The organism is Comamonas sp. (assembly GCF_036643215.1).
Lineage (GTDB): Bacteria > Pseudomonadota > Gammaproteobacteria > Burkholderiales > Burkholderiaceae_C > Comamonas.
In genome coordinates this window covers 170,629-190,517 of the sequence record NZ_JAVXSJ010000001.1, presented here as the reverse complement: position 1 = coordinate 190,517, position 19,889 = coordinate 170,629, and the positions used below count along the sequence as shown (strand labels likewise).

Annotated in this window: 25 protein-coding genes and 3 tRNA genes; 18 read left to right on the top strand and 10 right to left on the bottom strand. The window is 56.2% G+C overall.

Going from position 1 to position 19,889, the window contains the following annotated elements; translation table 11 throughout:
* The first annotated feature begins 1 nt into the window (after position 1).
* The 14 genes from RSF91_RS00885 to RSF91_RS00820 all read left to right on the top strand — a co-directional run bounded on the left by RSF91_RS00885 (position 2) and on the right by RSF91_RS00820 (position 7,395).
* Positions 2–2,122: a Mu transposase C-terminal domain-containing protein gene (locus RSF91_RS00885; RefSeq protein ID WP_332566645.1), complete on the top strand. Its 2,121-nt coding sequence runs from the start codon at positions 2–4 to the stop codon at positions 2,120–2,122.
* Positions 2,123–2,204: 82 nt separating this feature from the next.
* Positions 2,205–2,954, top strand: coding sequence for an ATP-binding protein (locus RSF91_RS00880; protein WP_332566644.1), 750 nt, complete (start codon positions 2,205–2,207; stop codon positions 2,952–2,954).
* Positions 2,955–2,956: 2 nt separating this feature from the next.
* Positions 2,957–3,577 carry a hypothetical protein gene (locus tag RSF91_RS00875; RefSeq protein ID WP_332566643.1) on the top strand — a complete coding sequence of 207 codons (621 nt, stop codon included), beginning with the start codon at positions 2,957–2,959 and terminating at the stop codon, positions 3,575–3,577.
* Positions 3,564–3,938, top strand: coding sequence for a LysR family transcriptional regulator (locus tag RSF91_RS00870; RefSeq protein WP_332566642.1), 375 nt, complete (start codon positions 3,564–3,566; stop codon positions 3,936–3,938). The genes RSF91_RS00875 and RSF91_RS00870 overlap by 14 nt, the downstream gene beginning before the upstream one ends.
* A gap of 2 nt (positions 3,939–3,940) precedes the next feature.
* Positions 3,941–4,120 carry a hypothetical protein gene (locus tag RSF91_RS00865; protein WP_332566641.1) on the top strand — a complete coding sequence of 60 codons (180 nt, stop codon included), beginning with the start codon at positions 3,941–3,943 and terminating at the stop codon, positions 4,118–4,120.
* On the top strand, positions 4,117–4,251 hold the full coding sequence (locus tag RSF91_RS00860; RefSeq protein WP_332566640.1) for a hypothetical protein: 135 nt from the start codon (positions 4,117–4,119) through the stop codon (positions 4,249–4,251). Before RSF91_RS00865 ends, RSF91_RS00860 begins: the two co-directional genes overlap by 4 nt.
* Positions 4,248–4,505 carry a hypothetical protein gene (locus tag RSF91_RS00855; RefSeq protein ID WP_332566639.1) on the top strand — a complete coding sequence of 86 codons (258 nt, stop codon included), beginning with the start codon at positions 4,248–4,250 and terminating at the stop codon, positions 4,503–4,505. The genes RSF91_RS00860 and RSF91_RS00855 overlap by 4 nt, the downstream gene beginning before the upstream one ends.
* A gap of 30 nt (positions 4,506–4,535) precedes the next feature.
* Entirely contained in the window at positions 4,536–4,958 is a 423-nt protein-coding gene (locus RSF91_RS00850; RefSeq protein ID WP_332566638.1) for a hypothetical protein, read from the top strand.
* A 37-nt stretch (positions 4,959–4,995) separates the two neighbouring features.
* The gene (locus tag RSF91_RS00845) at positions 4,996–5,610 is read left to right on the top strand and encodes a DUF3164 family protein (protein WP_332566637.1); all 615 of its coding nucleotides are present in this window, start codon (positions 4,996–4,998) and stop codon (positions 5,608–5,610) included.
* On the top strand, positions 5,607–5,834 hold the full coding sequence (locus RSF91_RS00840; RefSeq protein WP_332566636.1) for a hypothetical protein: 228 nt from the start codon (positions 5,607–5,609) through the stop codon (positions 5,832–5,834). The genes RSF91_RS00845 and RSF91_RS00840 overlap by 4 nt, the downstream gene beginning before the upstream one ends.
* A gap of 98 nt (positions 5,835–5,932) precedes the next feature.
* Entirely contained in the window at positions 5,933–6,205 is a 273-nt protein-coding gene (locus RSF91_RS00835) for a hypothetical protein (protein WP_332566635.1), read from the top strand.
* Between the two features lie 26 nt (positions 6,206–6,231).
* A complete protein-coding gene (locus RSF91_RS00830) occupies positions 6,232–6,492 on the top strand; it encodes a hypothetical protein (protein WP_332566634.1) in 261 nt (86 codons plus the stop codon).
* Between the two features lie 5 nt (positions 6,493–6,497).
* The gene (locus RSF91_RS00825; RefSeq protein ID WP_332566633.1) at positions 6,498–6,968 is read left to right on the top strand and encodes a gp16 family protein; all 471 of its coding nucleotides are present in this window, start codon (positions 6,498–6,500) and stop codon (positions 6,966–6,968) included.
* Positions 6,969–6,975: 7 nt separating this feature from the next.
* A complete protein-coding gene (locus RSF91_RS00820; protein WP_332566632.1) occupies positions 6,976–7,395 on the top strand; it encodes a Mor transcription activator family protein in 420 nt (139 codons plus the stop codon).
* 429 nt (positions 7,396–7,824) lie between these two features.
* On the opposite strand, the gene RSF91_RS00815 is transcribed toward RSF91_RS00820, so the two are convergent.
* The 5 genes from RSF91_RS00815 to RSF91_RS00795 all read right to left on the bottom strand — a co-directional run bounded on the left by RSF91_RS00815 (position 7,825) and on the right by RSF91_RS00795 (position 11,251).
* Positions 7,825–8,373, bottom strand: coding sequence for a DUF6933 domain-containing protein (locus tag RSF91_RS00815; protein WP_332566631.1), 549 nt, complete (start codon positions 8,371–8,373; stop codon positions 7,825–7,827).
* Between the two features lie 353 nt (positions 8,374–8,726).
* The gene (locus tag RSF91_RS00810; RefSeq protein ID WP_332566630.1) at positions 8,727–8,858 is read right to left on the bottom strand and encodes a hypothetical protein; all 132 of its coding nucleotides are present in this window, start codon (positions 8,856–8,858) and stop codon (positions 8,727–8,729) included.
* Positions 8,859–9,026: 168 nt separating this feature from the next.
* Positions 9,027–9,102 (bottom strand) — tRNA-His (locus RSF91_RS00805).
* A 110-nt stretch (positions 9,103–9,212) separates the two neighbouring features.
* Positions 9,213–9,288, bottom strand: a tRNA-His gene (locus tag RSF91_RS00800).
* 64 nt (positions 9,289–9,352) lie between these two features.
* Entirely contained in the window at positions 9,353–11,251 is a 1,899-nt protein-coding gene (locus RSF91_RS00795; protein WP_332566629.1) for a SurA N-terminal domain-containing protein, read from the bottom strand.
* A gap of 544 nt (positions 11,252–11,795) precedes the next feature.
* Between RSF91_RS00795 and RSF91_RS00790 the strand changes: the two genes are divergently transcribed.
* The 3 genes from RSF91_RS00790 to RSF91_RS00780 all read left to right on the top strand — a co-directional run bounded on the left by RSF91_RS00790 (position 11,796) and on the right by RSF91_RS00780 (position 14,088).
* Positions 11,796–12,946 (top strand): IS3 family transposase gene (locus RSF91_RS00790; protein WP_332566628.1). Its coding sequence is split into 2 segments (ribosomal slippage): positions 11,796–12,045 and positions 12,045–12,946, totalling 1,152 coding nucleotides; the frame shifts between segments, so codons are not numbered across the junction.
* A gap of 28 nt (positions 12,947–12,974) precedes the next feature.
* Positions 12,975–13,367 carry a DNA breaking-rejoining protein gene (locus tag RSF91_RS00785; RefSeq protein WP_332566627.1) on the top strand — a complete coding sequence of 131 codons (393 nt, stop codon included), beginning with the start codon at positions 12,975–12,977 and terminating at the stop codon, positions 13,365–13,367.
* A gap of 271 nt (positions 13,368–13,638) precedes the next feature.
* Positions 13,639–14,088: a universal stress protein gene (locus RSF91_RS00780; protein WP_332566626.1), complete on the top strand. Its 450-nt coding sequence runs from the start codon at positions 13,639–13,641 to the stop codon at positions 14,086–14,088.
* A gap of 348 nt (positions 14,089–14,436) precedes the next feature.
* On the opposite strand, the gene RSF91_RS00775 is transcribed toward RSF91_RS00780, so the two are convergent.
* Positions 14,437–14,670: a hypothetical protein gene (locus RSF91_RS00775; protein ID WP_332566625.1), complete on the bottom strand. Its 234-nt coding sequence runs from the start codon at positions 14,668–14,670 to the stop codon at positions 14,437–14,439.
* A 177-nt stretch (positions 14,671–14,847) separates the two neighbouring features.
* Here RSF91_RS00775 and RSF91_RS00770 point away from each other — a divergent pair, with 177 nt between their 5' ends.
* Entirely contained in the window at positions 14,848–16,242 is a 1,395-nt protein-coding gene (locus tag RSF91_RS00770; protein WP_332566806.1) for an aminotransferase-like domain-containing protein, read from the top strand.
* A 171-nt stretch (positions 16,243–16,413) separates the two neighbouring features.
* Here RSF91_RS00770 and RSF91_RS00765 read toward each other — a convergent pair.
* From RSF91_RS00765 to uvrC, 4 genes are all read right to left on the bottom strand, one after another.
* Positions 16,414–16,489, bottom strand: a tRNA-Val gene (locus RSF91_RS00765).
* A gap of 15 nt (positions 16,490–16,504) precedes the next feature.
* Entirely contained in the window at positions 16,505–16,777 is a 273-nt protein-coding gene (locus RSF91_RS00760; RefSeq protein WP_099737394.1) for an HU family DNA-binding protein, read from the bottom strand.
* 404 nt (positions 16,778–17,181) lie between these two features.
* Complete coding sequence (pgsA, locus tag RSF91_RS00755) at positions 17,182–17,745, bottom strand: CDP-diacylglycerol--glycerol-3-phosphate 3-phosphatidyltransferase (protein WP_332566624.1); 564 nt, start codon at positions 17,743–17,745, stop codon at positions 17,182–17,184.
* Between the two features lie 64 nt (positions 17,746–17,809).
* The gene (gene uvrC / locus RSF91_RS00750; protein ID WP_332566623.1) at positions 17,810–19,762 is read right to left on the bottom strand and encodes an excinuclease ABC subunit UvrC; all 1,953 of its coding nucleotides are present in this window, start codon (positions 19,760–19,762) and stop codon (positions 17,810–17,812) included.
* Positions 19,763–19,889: the final 127 nt, after the last annotated feature.

The window sequence follows — 19,889 nt, the reverse complement described above, 5'->3', positions numbered from 1 at the left end:
TATGGCATACGCAACAGCTACTGAACTCACTTCACTTCCAGGATTTCCTGGCAGTGAGCGCAGAGCCAGAGATATGGCAATGCGTCTAGCAATTCCCACACGTCCTCGTCAAGGTCGTGGTGGAGGTCTGGAGTACCTGGTCGAAGCACTTCCCGCTGAGGCACGCCTGGCATTTGCAGCCCGTCATGCCAGCAATGCTGCGAACAGCCCGGCTCTTATTGATGGCGCCGAAGCAAACAGCATTCGCACATCCCGCTTGCGCGGCACGCAGCAAGCTGCACATGCCACCGGCTGGCAGCGCGAGCGCCAGGAGGGTGTTGCCCAGGTTCTGGCCATCTTCAAGCACTTCCATGCCCAGCTCGGTGGCGCGCTGACTCCTGCCTTTCGTGCGTTTTCGACTGCATGGAATCAGGGCCGCATTGAGGCTGACCCGGCTTTGCGCCAACGCTTCGCCAGTATGAGCTGGAGCACTGTCCGCAGCTGGTATCTGGCCGTCGAAGAGAAGGGTCTGGCTGGTATCACTCCACCCGAGCATCACCGAAAAGGGCAATTTAAGGCCCTGGCCGGTGAAGTCGGCAATGCCGTGCTGGCCATGCTGATTGACAAGCCGCACCTGTCGGCCACCGCCATTTATTTGGCTGTTGAAACCCAGTTTGGAAACACTATCCCCAGTGAGCGGGCATTCAGGCGAGCGCTTGCTTACTGGAAGGAGCAAAACGCCCAGTTGTTCACGGCTGTGACCAACCCGGACGCATGGCGCAATAGCTACATGAGTGCAGCGGGCAAGGCTGATGAGCACATCACCCGCGTGAACCAGAGCTGGCAACTGGACAGCACACCAGGCGACGTCATGCTCAATGACGGCAAGCGTCATGCGGTCATCGCCGTGATTGACGTTTATACGCGTCGCCGCATGTTTGCGGTCAGCCGTACCAGCCGCAGCGGCGCCATCATGGCGCTGATGCGCCGGGCCATTGCGGCCTGGGGCATGCCCGAGAGCATCAAGACCGACAACGGCAAGGACTACGTGGCCAACCAGTTGGACACGGCTCTGATCGGGCTGGGCATCGGCCATGAGCTGTGCCCACCGTTCACGCCGCAGGCCAAGCCCCATGTGGAGCGCGCTATTGGTGCGCTGATGCATGAGCACTTTGAGCTGCTGGACGGCTACATCGGCCACAACGTGGCTGACCGCAAGGCTATCGAAGCCCGCCGCGCTTTCAGCGAACGTCTGTTCGACAAGTCCGAGCTGCTGGAGCTGCGCCTGTCGCCCGAGCAACTGCAGGCCGGCATTGATGTCTATTGCGACCGTCTGCACAGCCAGGGCCGTGACGAACTGAAAGGCCTGTCCCCGAATGAGCGCGCTCTGGGCTTTGTTTCGGCGTCTGTGCCCGAGCGTGCACTGGACGTGCTGCTGGCCCCGAGCGCTGGCAGTGGCCTGCGCACCATCGGCAAGAAGGGCATCCGCATGGAGGGCGGCAACTACAACCACGCCTATCTGGGCGGGATGGAGGGCCAGCAAGTCCAGGTGAAGGTGGACGAGTCCAACCTAGGCCGCTGCTGGGTTTTCACGCTGGATGGCGTGTTTGTTTGCGAAGCCCTGGACTACGAGCGCATGGGCATCAACAGCGCCGAAGTGGCGGCTGAGCGCCGTGCTCACCAGGCCAAGGTCATGCGTGAGTCCAAGCGTCAGCTCAAGGCGGTCACCCGTGGCTTTGACACCCGCGCCGCCATTGAGCAGATCACCACCAAGCGCACCCAGGAAGCGGTGAAGCAGTCGGCCAATGTGGTCACGCTGGCCAGCAAGCCCCGCTTGCACAGCACCACGGCCATTGACTCCATTCAGGCCGCAGGCGTTCCGGTGGTAGACGAGGCCCAGATCGCAGCAGCCAAGGCTGCCATGGAAAGACGCCCAGTTGCCCAGGTCAAGGCGATTCCCGAGACCCCGCAGATGCGCTACGCCCGCTGGCTCAAGTTACAGCAGCGCGTTGAAGCCAATGAGGCCTTGGCCTCAGACGAGCGCAACTGGTTTGAAGGCTACGCGCATGGCTCCGAGTGGGCCTCCATGCAGCGTTATTTCGAGACTTTTGGTTTGGATGCCGACCAGGTACTGGCCGGTTGATAGAGGAAGACCCGGCCTGGGTGCCACCAGAAACCGGGTCAATTGCAAAGCAGAAAGAAGTTCGCTCAGCGAGAGAAAGTATATGACAAAGAACCTGAACACCAAGATCGGCACCGGAGGGTCCATCGCTAACACCAGCAATATTGCTCTGGTGCACACCACGATGGATGCGCTGCTCCAACGTGCTCCCACACTGCCCGGCATTGGTACTTTTTACGGCCCGTCTGGCTTGGGCAAGAGTGTGGGCGCGGCCTATGCCAGCCACCCTGCGGGCTTCAATGGTATCTACGTGGCCTGCCGTTCGTTCGAGACCAAAAAGAGCTTTGTGGAGCAAATCTGCAAGTCCATCGGTATCCAGGCACGCGGCAATATTCCGGCCATCGTGGATGAAATCGTCCAGGTGCTGGCCCTGACGGCCCGTCCGCTGATCGTGGATGAAGTGGACTACATCGCAGACAGCCGCACCCTGGAGCTGGTCCGTGATTTACACGATGCCTCTGGCGCAGCCATCTTGTTGATTGGCGAAGAGAACTTGCCTAGCAAGCTCAAGAAGCATGAGCGCTTCGACAACCGTGTGCTGGTCTGGCAGCCCGCTGCTGCCTGCTCGTCGGCTGACTTTGATGCTCTGGTCAAGCAGTACGTGCCTGACATTGAGATTGCGCCTGAACTCAAAGCCCGCGTGCTGGAAGAAACGCGTGGCATCACGCGCCGCGTCGTGGTCAACCTGGAGCACATCAAGCGCTGGTGCGGTCAAAACGGCATCAAAGCGGCCCCAGGCAATGCAGACATCAACCTCTACACCGGCAACGCCCCTGGCCGAAAGGGTCTGTGAGCATGGCGCGCAAACCGATTGAGCATGAGCGCGTGGGTATGTTGACGCCTCGGGAACGTATTTGGCAGGCAGTGCGCAAGCTGCGCACAGGGTTCACGACCAAGGATTTTGACGTAGTACTTCGCCCCATCGTGAAGAAAGACACGCTGAATTCCTATATGACCGGCCTGGTGGCTGCTGGGTATCTGAAAACAGAGCGTCCAGCCAGTGAACTGAGCGTGGGTGAAATCCATGTTTACACGCTGATTAAAGACAGTTTTGAAGCACCCCGCGTGAGCAAGACTGGCAAACCTGTCAGCCAAGGGGTGGCAACGCTGGCCATGTGGCGTGCCATGCATGTCCTGGGCACGTTCGACCACCGTGATATCGCCAAGTCCGCAAGCCTTGGCACTACACAGATCAGCCCCGCAGTAGCCAAGGCCTATGTCCTGCAGTTGCACAAGGCGGGCTATTTCCGCGTCGTAAAACCGTCGTCCCCTGGCGTGCCAGCCCGCTATCAGCTGGTGCGCTACACGGGTGCAGAGCCACCAGCCGTGACCAGCCGCAAATGCGTGTTTGACCGCAACCTCGGAAAGTTCACCTGGGAAGCCGCAGAGCAGGAGGTGTGCGATGACATCGCTTAATGCTCCAACCGCAGTGAAAACGCCCATGGCCAAGGCCTTGCCTTCTGATGCGCTGAAGGCTCTGCAATCCTTTTGCGTCAGTGCCGGATCGCAAGCCGCTGCTGCCCGCCGTCTGGATGTGTCGCAGGGGACCATCAGCAACGCCCTCAAGGGCCGCTACATCGGCAACGTGGACAAGCTGGCCGAGCGCATCCGTGGTGAGCTGCTGGCGGCCACGGTGGTCTGCCCACTGCTGGGCGAGATCAGCAGCCGCATCTGCCAGGACGAACGAGCCAAGCCTTTTGCCGCCAACCCTCTGCGTGTGCAGATGTGGCGTACCTGCAAGACCTGTCCACACAACCACGCGAACAAGGAGGCGTGAGCATGCAGGAATACCTCATCCTCATCACGCATTGCGTCAACCAGGCCCGGCCTGCGGAATACAGCAAGGCTTTTGAAGACATCACTGCGGCAACAGCGTTTGCACTCAGTACATGGCCCAAGGCCCACAAGCTGGAAATTTCTGCAGTGCCTGCAAAGGGCTGCAAGCGGGAGGCGCAATGAGCCGCCGACCTGAATCCACCCGTGGAGAGCTGCTTGCTTTGACGGTGTTTTTCTTCTTCTGCTTGATGGGGATCGGCTACCTGGTGGCCTCCCTGGTCGGCCTGGTTGAGTTCCAAGGATTCTCTCTATGAGCACCCTCCAGCATCTGACACCTAAGCAGCTGGCGAAGTACAGCGCGGAAGTCGCAGCTCTGCAACACGACTTGCTGCGCTTGATTTTGGATTCGGGCGTCAAGGACTCAGGCGTGGCAATGGACGCCTTGCTGCAGGCATTGCTGGAAGTTGGCCAATCGTCCAACCGCCTGCCCGAACTGCGTATGGCCTTTGCATCGCATGCCAGCGCCACCCCGGCATCCAGCGCCGGGACTTGGCTTCACAAGCACTAACCAATTTCATCTCTTCACCTGGAGTTAGCAATGTCTCGTAAATCGACCATGAGCGCAGAGTCCAAGGCAATCGTTGACTATCTGCGCAAGTTCGGGCCCACCAATCGCACAGTGCTGAACTCGGCCATGAGCGGGCAAACCGCCGATGAAATTACCAAGCGTCTCAACAACTTGAGCATCGCAGGCTGGGTGCGCTTCTCTCCGGTCTATCGGGTCTGGGAAATCAGCCCATCTGCACACGGCATGTTTCCAAGCCTGGACATGGCCAGCAAGCGCCTTGCCGTGAAGAAGGCCAAGGCTGCTGTCAAAGCAGGAGCTGCTGAGCCCGCTGAGTTGGTGCTTCCCCGCACGTTCAATTTTCACGGCACGACCTATGTGCCTGCCCAGATCACACCAGCGCGCCAAGGTGCGCTGGACTTCGGGCGAATCGCGAGCCGTGGCCAGCGCTGCTGATCCATGCCACTTTTAATCACCATAAAACGGAATAGAAATGTCTGAAAACGTCCCTGACGGATACATGAAGAACGCCTTGGGCCATTTGGTGCCCCGCGCCAACATCCGCGAGCAAGACCTGCTGCGCGATGAGATCGCAAAAAAGGTGGCGGACCGCGCCATCCGCCTGAACCAGGAGCTGACGGAGTTCAAGAAGGAAACGCTGGGCGAGCTGGCCGACCTGATCAAGATTGCTGGCGAGCGCTATGAAGTGACCTTGGGCGGCAAGAAGGGCAATGTGTCCATCAGCAGCTATGACGGCAAATACAAGGTGCTGCGTTCGGTGGCCGACCGCATCCAGTTCACGGAGGAGATCGAAGCAGCCAAGGCCCTGATCAACCAGTGCATTGCACGTTGGAGCGAGGGAGCTAACGACAACATCCGCGCCATCGTAGATCGCGCTTTCAACAAGGACACCAAGGGCCAGCTCAAGACTGCAGCCGTGCTTGACTTGATGCGCCTTGAGATCAACGACGCCGAGTGGAAGCGCGCTATGGACGCCATCCGCGACAGTATCCAGACCACCGGCACTGCCATCTACGTGCGTGTGTACGAGCGTATAGGTGACTCGGACCAGTACAAGGCAATTCCATTGGACCTGGCATCTGTATGAGCATGACCCGCACCGCCACCACCACCGATGTCGCTCAATCAGTCTGCAGCTGCGATGGTGCAGAGGGACTGCCCATCATTCAAACCGCGCAAATCGTGGACTTCACTTTGCGCACGGTCATTGGCCTGAATTGCTTGGGCGGCAATGTTCTGGACATCGACCTGGGTAATGGTCATGTCTTGAGCTGCAGCGTCAAGCAAGCCGTCGGACCTACTGATATTTGAAGGAGCGCATATGTTCGTCGCTGTATTTGTTGTTGGCTTGCTTATCGGCGCCTCTTTGGGCGTTGCCGGAGCTGTGACCAGCATGGAGGGCTATTGAAATGGCCCGTCCAGCAGCCCCTAAATCTGTGCCAATGGCCTGCCTGACCATTGGCTACACGCAATACCTGTTGCCTTCGGCCAAACCCATGAAGGTTGCTGAACTGATGCAGGAAGCCTTTGAGTGCGATCAGCAATACACGGACCGTGAGGTGGTGTACCAAGTACAAGCTGAGCAGCCAAGAGTAGCTTTCGCGCTGGTTCGACCCAGCCAAGTGCGCATGCCGCATGGCGAGACGTCGCCTATTTCCGCCAAACCAAGGCAGCTTCGCTGATGCCTTACTACCGCACATCCTTCGGAATGGTCCACATGCGTGGCACCAACCTGCCTGATCCCTGCGGTGCTCGCGTGTTAGTCGCTGGCCAGGAGCAAATTTGCATGGTGGCCAGCGACTATCTCTGCGACGCCCCTGATTCCACCGGCCAGCGCAAAACCTGCGATGCAGCTGTCTGCGAGGCTCATGCCCATGAAATCGGCCGCAATCGCCATCTTTGCCCCGCTTGTCATCTAAAGCGCCGCGATGCTGACCAGCAGCGTGGCCTGTTCACCTCACTTGTTTAGACCATATGGCAACTACTCCACGTAGCCGCATTGCGGCCCACAGCAACCAAGTAGGCCGCAATGCAGACCTGGCCAAGATTCATCTGGCCAAAAAGCAGTTGGGCATGAGCCAAGAGGAGTACGCGGCCATGCTCCAGTCGCAGGCTGGCGTATCCAGCTCAGCCGACCTGGACCAAAACGGACGCCAGAAGGTGCTGGCCTATCTGGCCCGCCAGGGATTCAAGGCCAAAGCCAGTGCAACAACAGGCCGCCCCAAGCGGCCCACGCCTTCGACAGACAAGCTGCCGCTGGTCCGTCGTATCCGCGCCCAGCTCATCAGCCTGGATCGCAAGCCCGATGAATATGCCGACGGCATTGCCCAGCAGATGTTTGGCAAACACGTCCAGTTTTTTGAGTGGTGCGACAACGACCAATTGCACAGCATCAGCACAGCCTTGAACTATGAGCAACGCCGAACAGGCGCCGCCACCCAGTGATTCCGACATGAGCCAGACCCATCAGATGGAGCTTTTTGACGCCACACAGCCCCTGCGCAAGCCGGAGCAGGCCAAGGCGTTGCCCGCTACAGCTCAATATCTGGTGGAAATCATTGGACTGGACGCCACCATCGACCTGGTCAAGGAAGAAGGTGGCAATGAGCTGAAAATCCCCAGTGCAGTGGCTGGCACCAGCCGCATGTGGGATAGGCTAGTGGAGGTCATCGGCCCGACTGCAGCCAAGGCGCTGGTCTTGCGCTGCGCCAACACCACGATCTATGTACCGACCTGCGCCGCAGCCCTGCGCCAGGTGCGCAACCGGGAAATCATCCGCCGTTATGACGCTGGCGAGCCCTTCGACAGCATCCGGCGCAGCTACAAAATCAGCCGAAGCTACCTTTTTAGGTTGCTTAAAAGGCCGATTTAAGACCTATCCAACCCTTGCAAAGCTCCTTTTAAGGAGCTTTTTTGTTGTCTCAACTCGATTTCTCCTTGCTCAAAGCGTCCAAGTTCAAAACGGACTGCAGAAGGACTCTGTTTGAATGTGGCTTTTGAAATCAATGGTTTAGCGCATCAGACAAAAACTTTGAAACTAGGACGACAGCGTCCAAGTTGCTGCCGCACGCGGATCAAATTTGGCAGCACGGCCTAGGAGCCTAAATGCGCGCCACAAAAGGAAAAGCCCCTGAGTAAGGGGCTTTGTGGGGCTGGGCTGCAATAAGCCCGTATGGCGCGTTCTCGTGGCCCGTGCTGGGAAATCCATGCGTCCGAGCCCAAATATCTGACCGCCGCGCCAAATTGGTCTAAGTGGCTGATTCCATGGGCCAAACCCAAGACTACCCAGTTAGCCCAGGCTCTACCCACTTAGTTCAGAAGCATGCGTCCCTTCACACAAAGCACGCAACTTGCTCTCGGCCACGTCCCAAGAATAGGCCCAGCCAATGGTTCGCTGCGGCGTGTTATTCATCTTGAAGATGATTTCTGTCAGGTCACAGCGTGCAAGCCCGCCCATGTAATCAATCACGGACTGATAGCGCCCCACCAAATCATTCATACAACCCATGGCTGCACGGTTGTCATTTTTGGCGTAGCGAAATTCAACGTAAGGATCAATTGCTCGTGCGATGGCGTCACCAGGCAAGCCCCGCAACTGCAGCAGTTGCACTAGCCCTTCAATCAGCATGTCTGGCAAGCGCTGCGGTGTCATAGGAACCTGGCCGCTCAACAAAATAAAAGGCACCAGTGTGGATTCGCTCATGAAAACATAAGCCTTCCTGCGCTCCACCATAAAACGGTTGACCATCCAACACCCCAACGGGGCCTCTGATGACTCAATAGGCGAAAGTTGGCTTTTGTGCAGACCGATTGTTTTTTGTACATCCGCCGTACATTTCAAATAAAGCATGCTCTTTCGCCTTTTTGGGAAAACCGCGCCAAAGCAGCCTTTATCTGCTCATAACGCGGCAAGATCAAAGACACAAAGTCACCTTCCCCGTGCGCACGATCCACAGATAGCCACGGGTGCACCACCTCTGCAGCACTGCCTGCCGTAGCAGCTTGCGGGGTAAACAACGAGTCAGCGCGAAGAATGTCCACAGCGGCCAGCCTGCTTCTACTGGCCCTTCCGCAGGCAAGCCTGCCTTGGCCTGCTCCAGCGCCTCTACCAAAGAAGCACCTAACGCTTGGGATTACTCCAACAAACCTTGGGATGATGAACGAGATTTCCGCCGTTCGTATCGCCCCCCCACATTGCGCAGGTTAGGTATCCGCCATCGCCGTCCATATCAACTGCGTCATTCCACCGCGTCTATGCGTTTGATGACCGGCCAACTGACTGGCTACGCCGCTGGCCAGATGGGTCACAGCGTGGACATGTTTACGCGGACTCATACCCTTTGGCTGGATGGCGCGCACAACAACGTTGAATTGGACAAGTTTGAGCAGCTCACAACCTCAAGCACCCCAACTTCTCAAAATATTTTCCTGTGCGTCGCGTAACCTCCATCAGCCCAGCAAAAGAAAAAGCCCTGCAAGAATTTCTTGCAGGGCTTTATTATTTGGGGCGAACAATGGGGCTCGAACCCACGACAACCGGAATCACAATCCGGGGCTCTACCAACTGAGCTATGTCCGCCATATCAGCTTTCTATTCTACATCAGGCCGCTGCGCCTTTTTTCATTTCTCTCAGCTTTTTCCCAGAAGGGTTAGTTAAAAGCTAAGCTTTTAATCTTAAAGAGAAATCTTGGGGTGGCTGATGGGGCTCGAACCCACGACAACAGGAATCACAATCCTGGACTCTACCAACTGAGCTACAGCCACCGTAGAAGCATCTATTGTAATCCAGAAATCAGGTCCGAAATAATTCAAACCTGATTTATCTGCCTTACTGTGGACGCGGCACCTTGATCTGAACCTTGAAGTCCTTCTTCAACTGTTCATAGTAGGCCATGACTTCCGCCACGGAAGCCCACTGCGTGAACTGCGACTTCTGCTGCTCGACCACCTGAGCATCTTGGGCTGGGCGCTCGGCAATGCGATTGATCTTGATGACGGCGTAGCCAGCATTACCCAGATCAACACCTTCCCACGCAGGCAAAGCATTGGTTGGGGCACGCAGCGCTGCATCCAGCACTTCGCGGGGCAGGTCCTTGGCCTGATCGCGACCCACTTCTACCGCAGCAGGAAGTTGAGCCGTTTCAGGCTTGGTTTTCCACTCCGCCATCTTGGCCTTGGCATCCTGCTTGGCCAGCTCTGCAGACTGATGAGCCACATAGAGCTGCTTGAGCTTTTCACCCACTTCATCCATAGATTGGGTATGCGCAGGGGAATAGCTCAGCACACGACCGGCAACCAGAGTGCTTGGAGCCAACTCCACAGCATCGGTATTGCGCTTGTTTTCCAGAGAGTCGGCAGAGAACAGTGCTTCCAGGAAACGCTTGCTGCCCAAGGGGCCTTGTGCGCCAGGGGCAGGCTCGCGCGTCACATTTTCCGCCTTATGAATGGTCAGCTTGAATTTCTCAGCCACAGGCTTGAGGCTGTCAGACTGCTCATAGACACCATTGGTGAAGGCTTCAGCAGCTTCTGCAAACTTGCGCTGCGCCTGCTGCTGTTTGAGATCTGCTTCCAGCTTGGGGCGCATTTCTTCAAACGATGGCACCTTGGGCTGCTTGATGCCTGTCAGCAGGATGATGTGAAAGCCAAAGTCAGACTCAATCACATCGCTGATTTCGCCTTCCTTCATCTTGAAGACGGCTTCCTCAAACGGCTTGACCATCGCGTCGCGACCAAAGTAACCCAGATCACCACCACTGGCTGCCGAGCCTGGATCCTGCGAGTTGGCCTTTGCAAGCTGTGCAAAGCTCTTGGGGTCTTTGCGCACTTCGGCCAGCAATTCTGCAGCCTTGGCTTTCGCTTTTTCACGCTCAGCAGCAGGCATATCCTTGCTGGCATTGATCAAGATGTGGCTAGCACGGCGCTCTTCAGGACCGGCCAGACGCGCTGCGTTTTCCTTGTAATAGGTACGCAGATCGTCTTCGCTGAGAACAATGCCTTGCTGCACGGCAGCCAGATCCAGCTGCAGGTATTCCACAGTGGCTGCTTCTGCTTGCTTGAACTGGCTTGTGTGTGCGTCATAGAACGCCTTGAGTTCAGCTTCAGTCGGCTGCACCTTGCTCGCATAGGCGGCAGCATCAAAGCGCGCCACCTGAATTTCGCGACGCTGATACAGCGCATTCATCGCTTGCTGAAGCTGCGCATCCGTCGCAAAGCTGCTCGACGTCACGCCGCCCAGCACCTGGTTGAGAGCCAGCTCACGGCGCAGGTTCGCCTCAAAGCCTTCAGGGGTCATGCCTTGCGAGCCTACCAAAGCCTTATAGGCTTCTGCATCGAGAGAGCCATCGGGCTTTTGCAAAGCGGCAATCGCAGGAATCTCACGCAAGGTACGCACCAATTGGGCATCCGGGGTGGTCAAGTGCATCTTGTTGGCTGCAGCCGCCAACACGCGATCGCGCACCAGCTTCTCCAGCGTCGCATAGCGGGCCTCTGGCGAATCAAGCAATTTGGCATCCATGGTCGGATTCTGCGCACGCAGTCGATCACTTTCAGCCCGGTGAGCGTTGTCCCAATCTTGCTGGGTAATGTCATGACCATCCACACGAGCCACAGCCTGGCTGGATTCGGTGAAGTAGTTCTGATTGACCCCGACAAAAATGAAAGAGGGAATAATCAGCAAGAACAACAAGATCATGATGAACTTGGAATGCTTGCGGATGGATTCGAACATGGTCAATCTTTCTGCGGCAGCAAAAATAAAGGCGAACTTACGTTCGCCTCATTAACAATGGTGAAAGCCGTGCGACCCGAGTGCGCCACCGACCGGGCCTCTACAGGGCATTGAAGCACTACAGAACTGCCATCCAACCTCCACCAACAGGGTTAGGCTAATCTCACTCATTCTAACTGCGCACTTTTCAATTGCTGCAGTCGTGCAAGTGCATCGTGCGCAGAAATACCCTCAACCAGCACCCAAGGGCACGAATGCAAGCGCCAAACGCAAAAGGCTTAGAAAACTCTAAGCCCTTTTTTGCGCTTTAGTGGTGAGTCTTGACGATCTCGAACCGCCGAGCTACTCAGAATAAAAATTTATAAGATTTTTACAAATCAACACCTTGCGGAGAACGCTAACCAAACTCACCCACTTGGTGCAACTTTGACTCCTTTGAGGATGTAGCAGGCTCTAGATGGTGATTTCGCGCACACGCGCATGAATCGACCAGCATTTTGTAGATAGTTCAAAGCCTCCTATTTCCGTTCAAATAGTAGTCCATATGAACGCACAACGCTACCCAGAAGAATTCAGAATTGAGGCCGCTAAGCAAATCTTGGAACACGGCCACAGCGTTGCCGATGTTTCACGCCGTTTAGGCGTGAGCACGCATAGCTTGTACAAATGGGTTCGCTTGCAGCAAATCCCTGCTGTGCAGCGCCTGGAGAAAGTCAATCAAAGCGAAGAGCTACGGCGAGTAAAAGCCGAGCTCAAGCGAGTGACTGAGGAGCGTGACATTCTAAAAAAAGCGGCGGCGTACTTCGCTCGTCAGTGCGACTGAAGTACGCCTTCATTGCCAAGCATCAGTCGATTTACAGTGTGCTGCGCATGTGCCGGGTGTTGCAGTTACACCCCAGTGGCTACTACGCGTGGAAAGCACGACCACAGAGTCAGCGTGCACTCGATGACCAACGTCTGCTGGGACTTCTCAGGCATGCTTGGCTGGAGAGCGGCTGTGTATATGGCTACCGCAAACTAACACTGGACATGCGTGACTTGGGCGAGGCATGCAGCAGACATCGAGTGGCAAGGCTGCTGCGCTGCGAAGGTTTAAAGGCGCAGCGAGGCTACGGCAGGCGTCCTCGTGTTCGTGGAGGCACTCCAGCAGTCGTGGCAGCCAATTTGCTGTCGCAGCAGTTCACCGTGCATGCGCCAAACAAAGTGTGGGTCACTGACATCACCTACATCAGCACCCATGAGGGGTGGTTGTATCTGGCAACGGTGCTTGACTTGTTCTCACGCCAAGTCGTTGGTTGGGCCACAGGTAGCCGCATCGACACTCAATTGCCTCTGGATGCCTTGCATATGGCCGTCTGGCGCAGACGGCCACGTGAGACAGTCATCGTTCATTCTGACCAAGGGTGTCAATTTACAAGCCATGAGTGGCAACGATTCTTGGCTAGCCACAACCTGCAGCCAAGCATGAGCAGACGAGGCAACTGTCATGACAACGCCGTGGCCGAAAGCTTCTTCCAGTTGTTGAAACGGGAGCGCATCCGCAGGCAAATCTATGCCACTAGGCAAGAAGCACGCAGCGATGTCTTTAGCTACATTGAAATGTTCTACAACCCCATCCGCAGACATTCGTCTGCGGATGGCCTGTCTCCCATAGAGTACGAGAGACGTAATTTCGTGAGGCTGGCAGCTATCTAGGAAATGCTGGTCGATTCACTTCCAACCGATGCTTGCAACCGCCGGCCTCCTCGGCCTTATCAGCCCACTGCTTGGCAACGCCGCCATGGCACAGGCGCACTCCAACTACAGCACACTTGGCACGCCCACGAGCAGCTACAGCGGCCAGATCACTGGCAATGGCATCGTGCAATACGGGCTGGATACTCGGCCGCACCAGCAACTGACCATCCAGCTCAACACCAACAACCCCAGCAGCCGCATCAATGTCTTCAAGGACGGCTCTGCCAAACCGCTGTGCCAAAGCTCCGCCACCCAAAACACCTGCAGCTTTCGCACAGAGCCAGATGCAAACTACCGAGTGCTTATCAGCCTGACGCCCGAAGCCGCCCAGCGCGGAGAAAGCGCGCGCTTTACGCTAACCGTCGCGCAGGGCATCTGACATGCAACGCAGATGCCAGCACCTGGTTGTATGAGCAGAAGGCCACAGCAGCTATTCCCGACCAGTGGTACATAGCGCTCAAATAATCTACTTTTAATAGCTGTCAGCGCTTATTTAATAAGGGCTAGAGGCTGTTTTTTACTTGAGTGAGTGGGTTTGGATGTCCATTTAAACCCGCAAAAATGCGCGCGATGAGGTGTTGCATTCGCTGCGCCGGGGTGTGACCATGGGCTCAGCAATCGCTTTGTTTCATCGCACAAGGAGGCTGGATATGTTCAAGCACATTCTTATTCCTACAGACGGATCAAAACTCTCTGAGGCTGCTGTGCGCTCAGGCATCCAGTTGGCCAAGGAGCAAGGTGCCCAGGTGACGGCGCTGTACGTGATGCCTGACTACTCCGCCATGATCTATAGCGCCGATGCGTTAATGACATACAACGCTGCAGAGTTCGAGAAAAGCACCCAGAAGGACGCCGACAAGGTGCTGCAGTTTGCAGTCGACATTGCCAAAGCCGAAGGCGTGGAATGCAAGACGGCGCGGGTGATGAATATTTCCGTCAACCAGGCGATCGTGCAGGAGGCGCAAGACAGCCAGTGCGATCTGATCTGCATGGCCTCTCACGGACGCAAGGGCATCGCCGGCATTCTGCTGGGCAGCGAAACTCAGCGCGTTCTGGTCAACAGCAAAGTACCGGTGCTGGTGCATCGACCCGTGCTGTAGGACTGCTAAGCGGCGGCCTAGGTCTCTATGTCTGCATCTGCCATGTCCTGCACGGCAGAGCGAACAACCAGAACAGCAAACACCCCAATCGCGATCACAAGATATGTCATAGCAGCCCCTTTTCTGCCAAGTCTTACGGCATCAGATGACTGCTTCATGACCAATATAGGGTGTGGAAGTCAGCTCAGACAACCGCAACATCAAGGCGATGGATGAGCTGAACGACGATCACCAAGTACGCGCGGGTGGACGCGCTGCATGGGGGCTGGCGAGATGAAAAAGCTGCAAACCAGCCAGCACCCGTCAAGAAACACTCACTTCTGGAAATCTGCAAGTCAACCTTTGTCATCATGGGAGACTCAAGTCCATCCCGAGCATCTTGGCAAGACCAAAGGTGAAAAGCAGCACTGCCAAGAGTGCCAACAGGAAAATGGCAACCAGCTTGGCACCCGTGCGTAGCAGCGCGCGCTTGTCCATCCCCTTCTTGCCTTGGTCGTAATGCCACTTGATGGCGAAGAACATGCACGCGCCGAATATGAGAACCTTAAACACAACGAAAACTACGGGGATCCAATCGATCATTTGAAAATTTCCAGCCTGTGACTTGACACTGTCTATCGTGAGGAGCACTACCTCCGAGACAAGATAGACGAAAACGTCAGCGACTACTACACAAGGATGTGTGCTGCTGAACGTTCAGGGACATACTACTTAAAAGCAATTTCCATACATTGAGACAAATTGTCCCAGTCAAAACCCATACAAGATGAAGATTTGCCAATCTGGCTGCCGCGTTTGACCGCACAGGGCGGTCCCCGTTTTTTACAGATCGCGGATGCGTTGCAGGCGGCAGTGGCAGACGGGTCGTTGAACCCGGGTGACCGCCTACCTCCTCAGCGCCGGTTGGCAGCACAACTGGATGTCGATCTGACGACGATCACGCGCGCGTACGATGAGGCCAGACGCCGCCACTTACTGGAGGGGCGCGGCGCCCGGGGCACTTATGTCGCAGCGCCGAAAGTCGAATTGACCTCCATCCTCGATCTGAGCATGAATACCCCACCACCGCCGAATGGCGTGGACTTCGACGACATGTTGAAACAAGGCTTGTCTCAAGTCTTAATGAGGACAGATGCTGAATTGCTGATGACTTACCACCTGGGCGGGGGAAGCAACTCTGACCGCAAGGCTGGAGCCCAATGGCTTGAACCGATGTTTGGAGTTCTGGATTCAGAGCAAGTTGTTGTCTGCCCAGGCGCACAAGCCGCGATCGCCGCGCTGATTCTTGCACTGACGCAGCCTGGCGATATGATCCTGGCAGAGCCAACCAGTTATCCCGGCTTGCGTGTCGCAGCGACCCAGTTGGGCCGACGCATCATTGCAGTGGAAGCGGATAAGCACGGGATGATTCCCAAGATGCTGAACCAAGCGTGCTGCCAGCACAAGCCTGGGCTGCTCTACCTTAATCCGACATTGCAGAACCCGACCGCCATCACCATTCCGCAACGACGACGCAAGGAGCTCGCCAGTATCGCGAAGCGCTGCAATGTACGCATCATTGAGGACGATCCCTACTGGTTGCTTGCCGATGCTCCGCCGCCACCTATTGCCGCGTTTGCCCCGGAACAGGTGAGCTACGTCTCCACCCTGTCGAAATGTCTGACGCCCGGCCTGCGTGTCGCGTTCGTACTCATACGTGACCCGCACGAGCGCGAACGTTTTCTGGCTGCACTCAGATCCTTTGCACTGATGACTGCTCCGCTGACAGCCGCACTGGCCACGCAGTGGATCCTCGACGGCTCGGCCGCCAGATTAATGGAGGGCATACGCAAGGAGGCGCGACTGCGCCACTGGATGGCAAGGGATATTCTGGCGGGTCGATACAGCGGCGCTGGAGACGGCCTGCATGTATGGCTCGAGTTGCCGGGGTATTGGAACTCATCACAGCTTGCGCGTGCAGCCGACCGCGAGGGCATCGCTATCACGCCTGCAGAGGCATTCGCCACCGATAACGGATCCGGAAGCGGATCCGTGAATGCGATTCGCATCTCTTTGGGCAGCATCAAGGACCGTGAACGCTTACAGGCAGGTCTTCAACGACTATCTCATCTGCTTGCGCGTCGACCCGAATCGTTCAGTGCAACGGTGGTTTAGCCTGCCAGCAAACTCGATGCAGAATTCAAGAATCTACCCAATGGCCTGCGCACGATCTACCCGCTGATCGGCGCGCTTGGTTGGTAAGGATTACCTATGACAGTATCCTTCAAAGGTAAACAGGCAAAGAAAAAGGGCTTAGATTGCTCTAAGCCCTTTTTTACTTTTAAGTGGTGGGTCCTGACGGTCTCGAACCGCCGACCTACTCCGTGTAAAGGAGCCGCTCTACCAACTGAGCTAAGGACCCACTTAAACTTTTTTGTCAGTTCAGAGCATCTTTCAATGCTTTGCCCGGACGGAATTTTGGCACTTTGGCCGCTTTGATTTTGATGGACTCGCCAGTACGTGGATTACGACCGGTGCGTGCAGCTCGTTTGCCAACCGCAAATGTTCCAAAACCAACAAGCGATACTGTACCACCTTTTTTCAGTGTTTTCTTCACTGCGTCGATCGTAGAGTCCAATGCGCGCGCTGCGGCTGCCTTGGAAATATCGGCGTTGTTAGCGATGTGCTCAATCAGTTCGGTTTTATTCACAAGATGCCTCTCGAGAAATCAGTAAATGGAATGTCTCTTTTAGCGCAAACTTTGCACAGTAAGAAACCAGTCGCGATGAGGACAAAATTCAGCACTTCAGTTTTGAGTATTTTTGCACCCATTTTTATTTGAAGTGGCTGACGTTCTTGATGTCAGTTCGCGCTGCGCATTCCAGCGACAGGACCAGATTCTATGCGGTTTTTGAGCCGGCTCTGGCATTCGGGGCAGCTTTTTTAAACGATAGTTTCGTGTCGGCTTCACCGATTGACAACAAGCCGCAAAGCCTGCAGCCCTGCAACTATCTGATTTCGATCATCAAATCACATCAAGCACATCTAAAACTACGAAATAGATAGCAAAAAGCGCTTGATAAACAAGCGCTTTGAGGTGGTTAGAGTCGAGGATCAGAGTCTGGCTCTGATTTCTGGCAATGCTTTTTTCAGGTAATAAACCATGGACCATACGGTGAGGACCGCGGCAATCCAGATCAGCCACTGCCCCCAGACGCCTGTATCCATCACGCCAAAGGCTACGCCGTCGTAGAGAAGAAAGGGAATGGCAACCATCTGCGCCATGGTCTTGAGCTTGCCGATCATATGAACCGCAACACTCTTGCTGGCACCCAGATGCGCCATCCATTCGCGCAGCGCAGAGATCGCTATTTCACGGCCGATGATGATCAGCGCGACAAACACGTCGGTGCGCTGCAGATGAACCAGCACCAGCAGGGCTGCGCAGACCAGAAATTTGTCGGCCACCGGGTCAAGAAATGCACCAAAGGCCGATGTCTGATTGAGCTTGCGGGCCAGATAGCCATCAAACCAGTCGGTGGCAGCAAACACGATGAACATGATGGTCGCAATGAGGTTGCGAGTCTGCATATCCAGCGGCGCATAAAACACCCCGACGATGAGCGGAATCGCCACTATCCGCGTACAGGTCAGCAAGGTTGGGATGGTCAAGAACATGAGCGCCATTGTGTCACGCGCAGCAGCGCACAGCGGCATATCCCGCTACATGCACTGCTGTCACTCAGTGCAGCGCGCGGTAAATTTCTTCGGCCAATGTGGCAGATATGCCTTCAACCGTCATGAGATCTTCCACACTCGCGTCGCCCACGCCACGCACGCCGCCAAAACGCTGCAACAGACGCGCACGTTTTTTAGGACCCACGCCCGGAATTTCTTCCAGACTGCTGGAGCCCGTGCGCACTTTGGCTCGCGCCGCGCGCATGCCGGTGATGGCAAAGCGGTGGGCTTCGTCCCGAATCTGCGCCACCAGCATCAGCGCGGCAGAGTCGTGACCCAGGTAGACCTTATCGCGCCCATCGGCAAACACCAACTCTTCCAGACCGACCTTGCGGCCCTCGCCTTTTTCCACGCCCACGATGCGTGACAGATCAAGCCCCAGATCGGTAAACACTTCGCGCGCCATGCTGACCTGGCCCTTGCCCCCATCGACCAGCACCAGATCAGGCAGATGCGGCTGCTTGCCGGTCAGCTCGGCACCGCCCGCTTCGCGCTGCGCATCGGCCACAGGCTTGTAGCGGCGCGTCAACACCTGGCGCATGGCCGCATAGTCGTCGCCACCGGTAATGCCTTCAATATTGAATCGGCGGTATTCGCTGCTCTGCATCTTGTGGTGATGAAACACTACGCATGAAGCCTTGGTGCTTTCGCCGCTGGTGTGCGAGATGTCAAAGCATTCAATGGTCAACGTATCAAGGTTCTCGACCGGCAGATCCAGCGCTTCGACCAGTGCACGCGTGCGGGCCTGTTGCGAGCCTTCCTCAGCCAGCAAACGCGCCAGCTGAATATCCGCATTTTTTTGCGCCATCTCCAGCCAGATACGACGCTGCTCGCGCGGCTGCTGCACCACTGTGATGCGCACGCCTGTCTGCTCAGTCAGTAGACTAATCAGTTTTTTCTCTACAAAGTGGCTGACGATGAGGGTGGGCGGCACGGCAACATCTACATAGTGCTGCGCAATAAAGGCTTCCAGCACCAGCTCTTCCACAGGGCGCTCTTGCCCAGCGACATCAGCCTCTTCCTCGCTGAAGTAGACCGAGGTGGCATCACCCAGATTGACAGGAAAGTAAGGCCGATCGCCCAGATGCCGCCCGCCGCGCACCATGGCGAGGTTGACGCAGGCGCGGCCGCCCTGGACCTTCACCGCGAGTATGTCCACATCCTTATCGTCTGCCGTTTCAATCACCTGCTGGTGCAGCACGCGTGATAGCGCCGTGATCTGGTTGCGCACTTCGGCGGCCTGCTCGAACTCCAGCTGGTCGGAGTGGGTCATCATGCGCACTTCCAGCTGTTTGAGCAGCTCACTGGTTTCGCCGCGCAGCATGGCTTCAGCATTACGCACATCGAGCGCATAGGCTTCGGGCGAGATCAAATCCACGCAGGGACCGCTGCAGCGCTTGATTTGATAAAGCAGGCAAGGCCGCGTGCGATTGGCATAAACCGTGTCTTCGCAGGTGCGCAGGCGAAAGACTTTTTGCAGCAGCTGAATGCTTTCTTTGACAGCCCAGGCACTGGGGTAAGGGCCAAAGTAGCGGTGTTTTTTGTCCACTGCACCGCGGTAGTAGGCGATGCGGGGGAATTCCTGAAACGCCGGCTCGCCCTCTTTACCGTCTCGATGCGCCACACCGGTGATCTTGAGATAGGGGTAGCTTTTGTCATCCCTGAACAGGATGTTGTACTTGGGGTGCAGCGTCTTGATGAGGTTGTTTTCCAGCAGCAACGCCTCTGCCTCAGAGCGCACCACCGTTGTCTCCATGCGCACAATCTTGCTGACCATATGGCCTATACGCGTGCCGCCATGGTCTTTTTGGAAATAGCTAGAGACGCGGCGCTTGAGGTTGATGGCCTTGCCCACATAGAGCAGGACATCTGCAGCGTCGAAATAGCGATAGACACCGGGCAGTGGCGGCAGCGCAGCCACCTGGGCCAGCAGTTCAGCGGAGTGCGTGGAAGACATAAGCGCTATTTTCATGCGCTTTGCCTGCCAAATTTCATCAAAACAAAAACTATGCTTTTGATAGCTGCTAGCGCCTTATTTATAAGCGCCACAGCCTTATTTCATTAAAAAAGGCCTGACGAATCAG

Excerpts from the sequence above, each read along its gene's own strand:
- RSF91_RS00885 (WP_332566645.1), top strand. The coding sequence starts at position 2 with ATGGCATACGCAACAGCTACTGAACTCACTTCACTTCCAGGATTTCCT.
- RSF91_RS00880 (WP_332566644.1), top strand. The coding sequence starts at position 2,205 with ATGACAAAGAACCTGAACACCAAGATCGGCACCGGAGGGTCCATCGCT.
- RSF91_RS00875 (WP_332566643.1), top strand. The coding sequence starts at position 2,957 with ATGGCGCGCAAACCGATTGAGCATGAGCGCGTGGGTATGTTGACGCCT.
- RSF91_RS00870 (WP_332566642.1), top strand. The coding sequence starts at position 3,564 with ATGACATCGCTTAATGCTCCAACCGCAGTGAAAACGCCCATGGCCAAG.
- RSF91_RS00865 (WP_332566641.1), top strand. The coding sequence starts at position 3,941 with ATGCAGGAATACCTCATCCTCATCACGCATTGCGTCAACCAGGCCCGG.
- RSF91_RS00860 (WP_332566640.1), top strand. The coding sequence starts at position 4,117 with ATGAGCCGCCGACCTGAATCCACCCGTGGAGAGCTGCTTGCTTTGACG.
- RSF91_RS00855 (WP_332566639.1), top strand. The coding sequence starts at position 4,248 with ATGAGCACCCTCCAGCATCTGACACCTAAGCAGCTGGCGAAGTACAGC.
- RSF91_RS00850 (WP_332566638.1), top strand. The coding sequence starts at position 4,536 with ATGTCTCGTAAATCGACCATGAGCGCAGAGTCCAAGGCAATCGTTGAC.
- RSF91_RS00845 (WP_332566637.1), top strand. The coding sequence starts at position 4,996 with ATGTCTGAAAACGTCCCTGACGGATACATGAAGAACGCCTTGGGCCAT.
- RSF91_RS00840 (WP_332566636.1), top strand. The coding sequence starts at position 5,607 with ATGAGCATGACCCGCACCGCCACCACCACCGATGTCGCTCAATCAGTC.
- RSF91_RS00835 (WP_332566635.1), top strand. The coding sequence starts at position 5,933 with ATGGCCCGTCCAGCAGCCCCTAAATCTGTGCCAATGGCCTGCCTGACC.
- RSF91_RS00830 (WP_332566634.1), top strand. The coding sequence starts at position 6,232 with ATGGTCCACATGCGTGGCACCAACCTGCCTGATCCCTGCGGTGCTCGC.
- RSF91_RS00825 (WP_332566633.1), top strand. The coding sequence starts at position 6,498 with ATGGCAACTACTCCACGTAGCCGCATTGCGGCCCACAGCAACCAAGTA.
- RSF91_RS00820 (WP_332566632.1), top strand. The coding sequence starts at position 6,976 with ATGAGCCAGACCCATCAGATGGAGCTTTTTGACGCCACACAGCCCCTG.
- RSF91_RS00815 (WP_332566631.1), bottom strand. The coding sequence starts at position 8,373 with ATGCTTTATTTGAAATGTACGGCGGATGTACAAAAAACAATCGGTCTG.
- RSF91_RS00810 (WP_332566630.1), bottom strand. The coding sequence starts at position 8,858 with ATGAGTCCGCGTAAACATGTCCACGCTGTGACCCATCTGGCCAGCGGC.
- RSF91_RS00795 (WP_332566629.1), bottom strand. The coding sequence starts at position 11,251 with ATGTTCGAATCCATCCGCAAGCATTCCAAGTTCATCATGATCTTGTTG.
- RSF91_RS00785 (WP_332566627.1), top strand. The coding sequence starts at position 12,975 with ATGCTTGCAACCGCCGGCCTCCTCGGCCTTATCAGCCCACTGCTTGGC.
- RSF91_RS00780 (WP_332566626.1), top strand. The coding sequence starts at position 13,639 with ATGTTCAAGCACATTCTTATTCCTACAGACGGATCAAAACTCTCTGAG.
- RSF91_RS00775 (WP_332566625.1), bottom strand. The coding sequence starts at position 14,670 with ATGATCGATTGGATCCCCGTAGTTTTCGTTGTGTTTAAGGTTCTCATA.
- pgsA (WP_332566624.1), bottom strand. The coding sequence starts at position 17,745 with ATGTTCTTGACCATCCCAACCTTGCTGACCTGTACGCGGATAGTGGCG.
- uvrC (WP_332566623.1), bottom strand. The coding sequence starts at position 19,762 with ATGTCTTCCACGCACTCCGCTGAACTGCTGGCCCAGGTGGCTGCGCTG.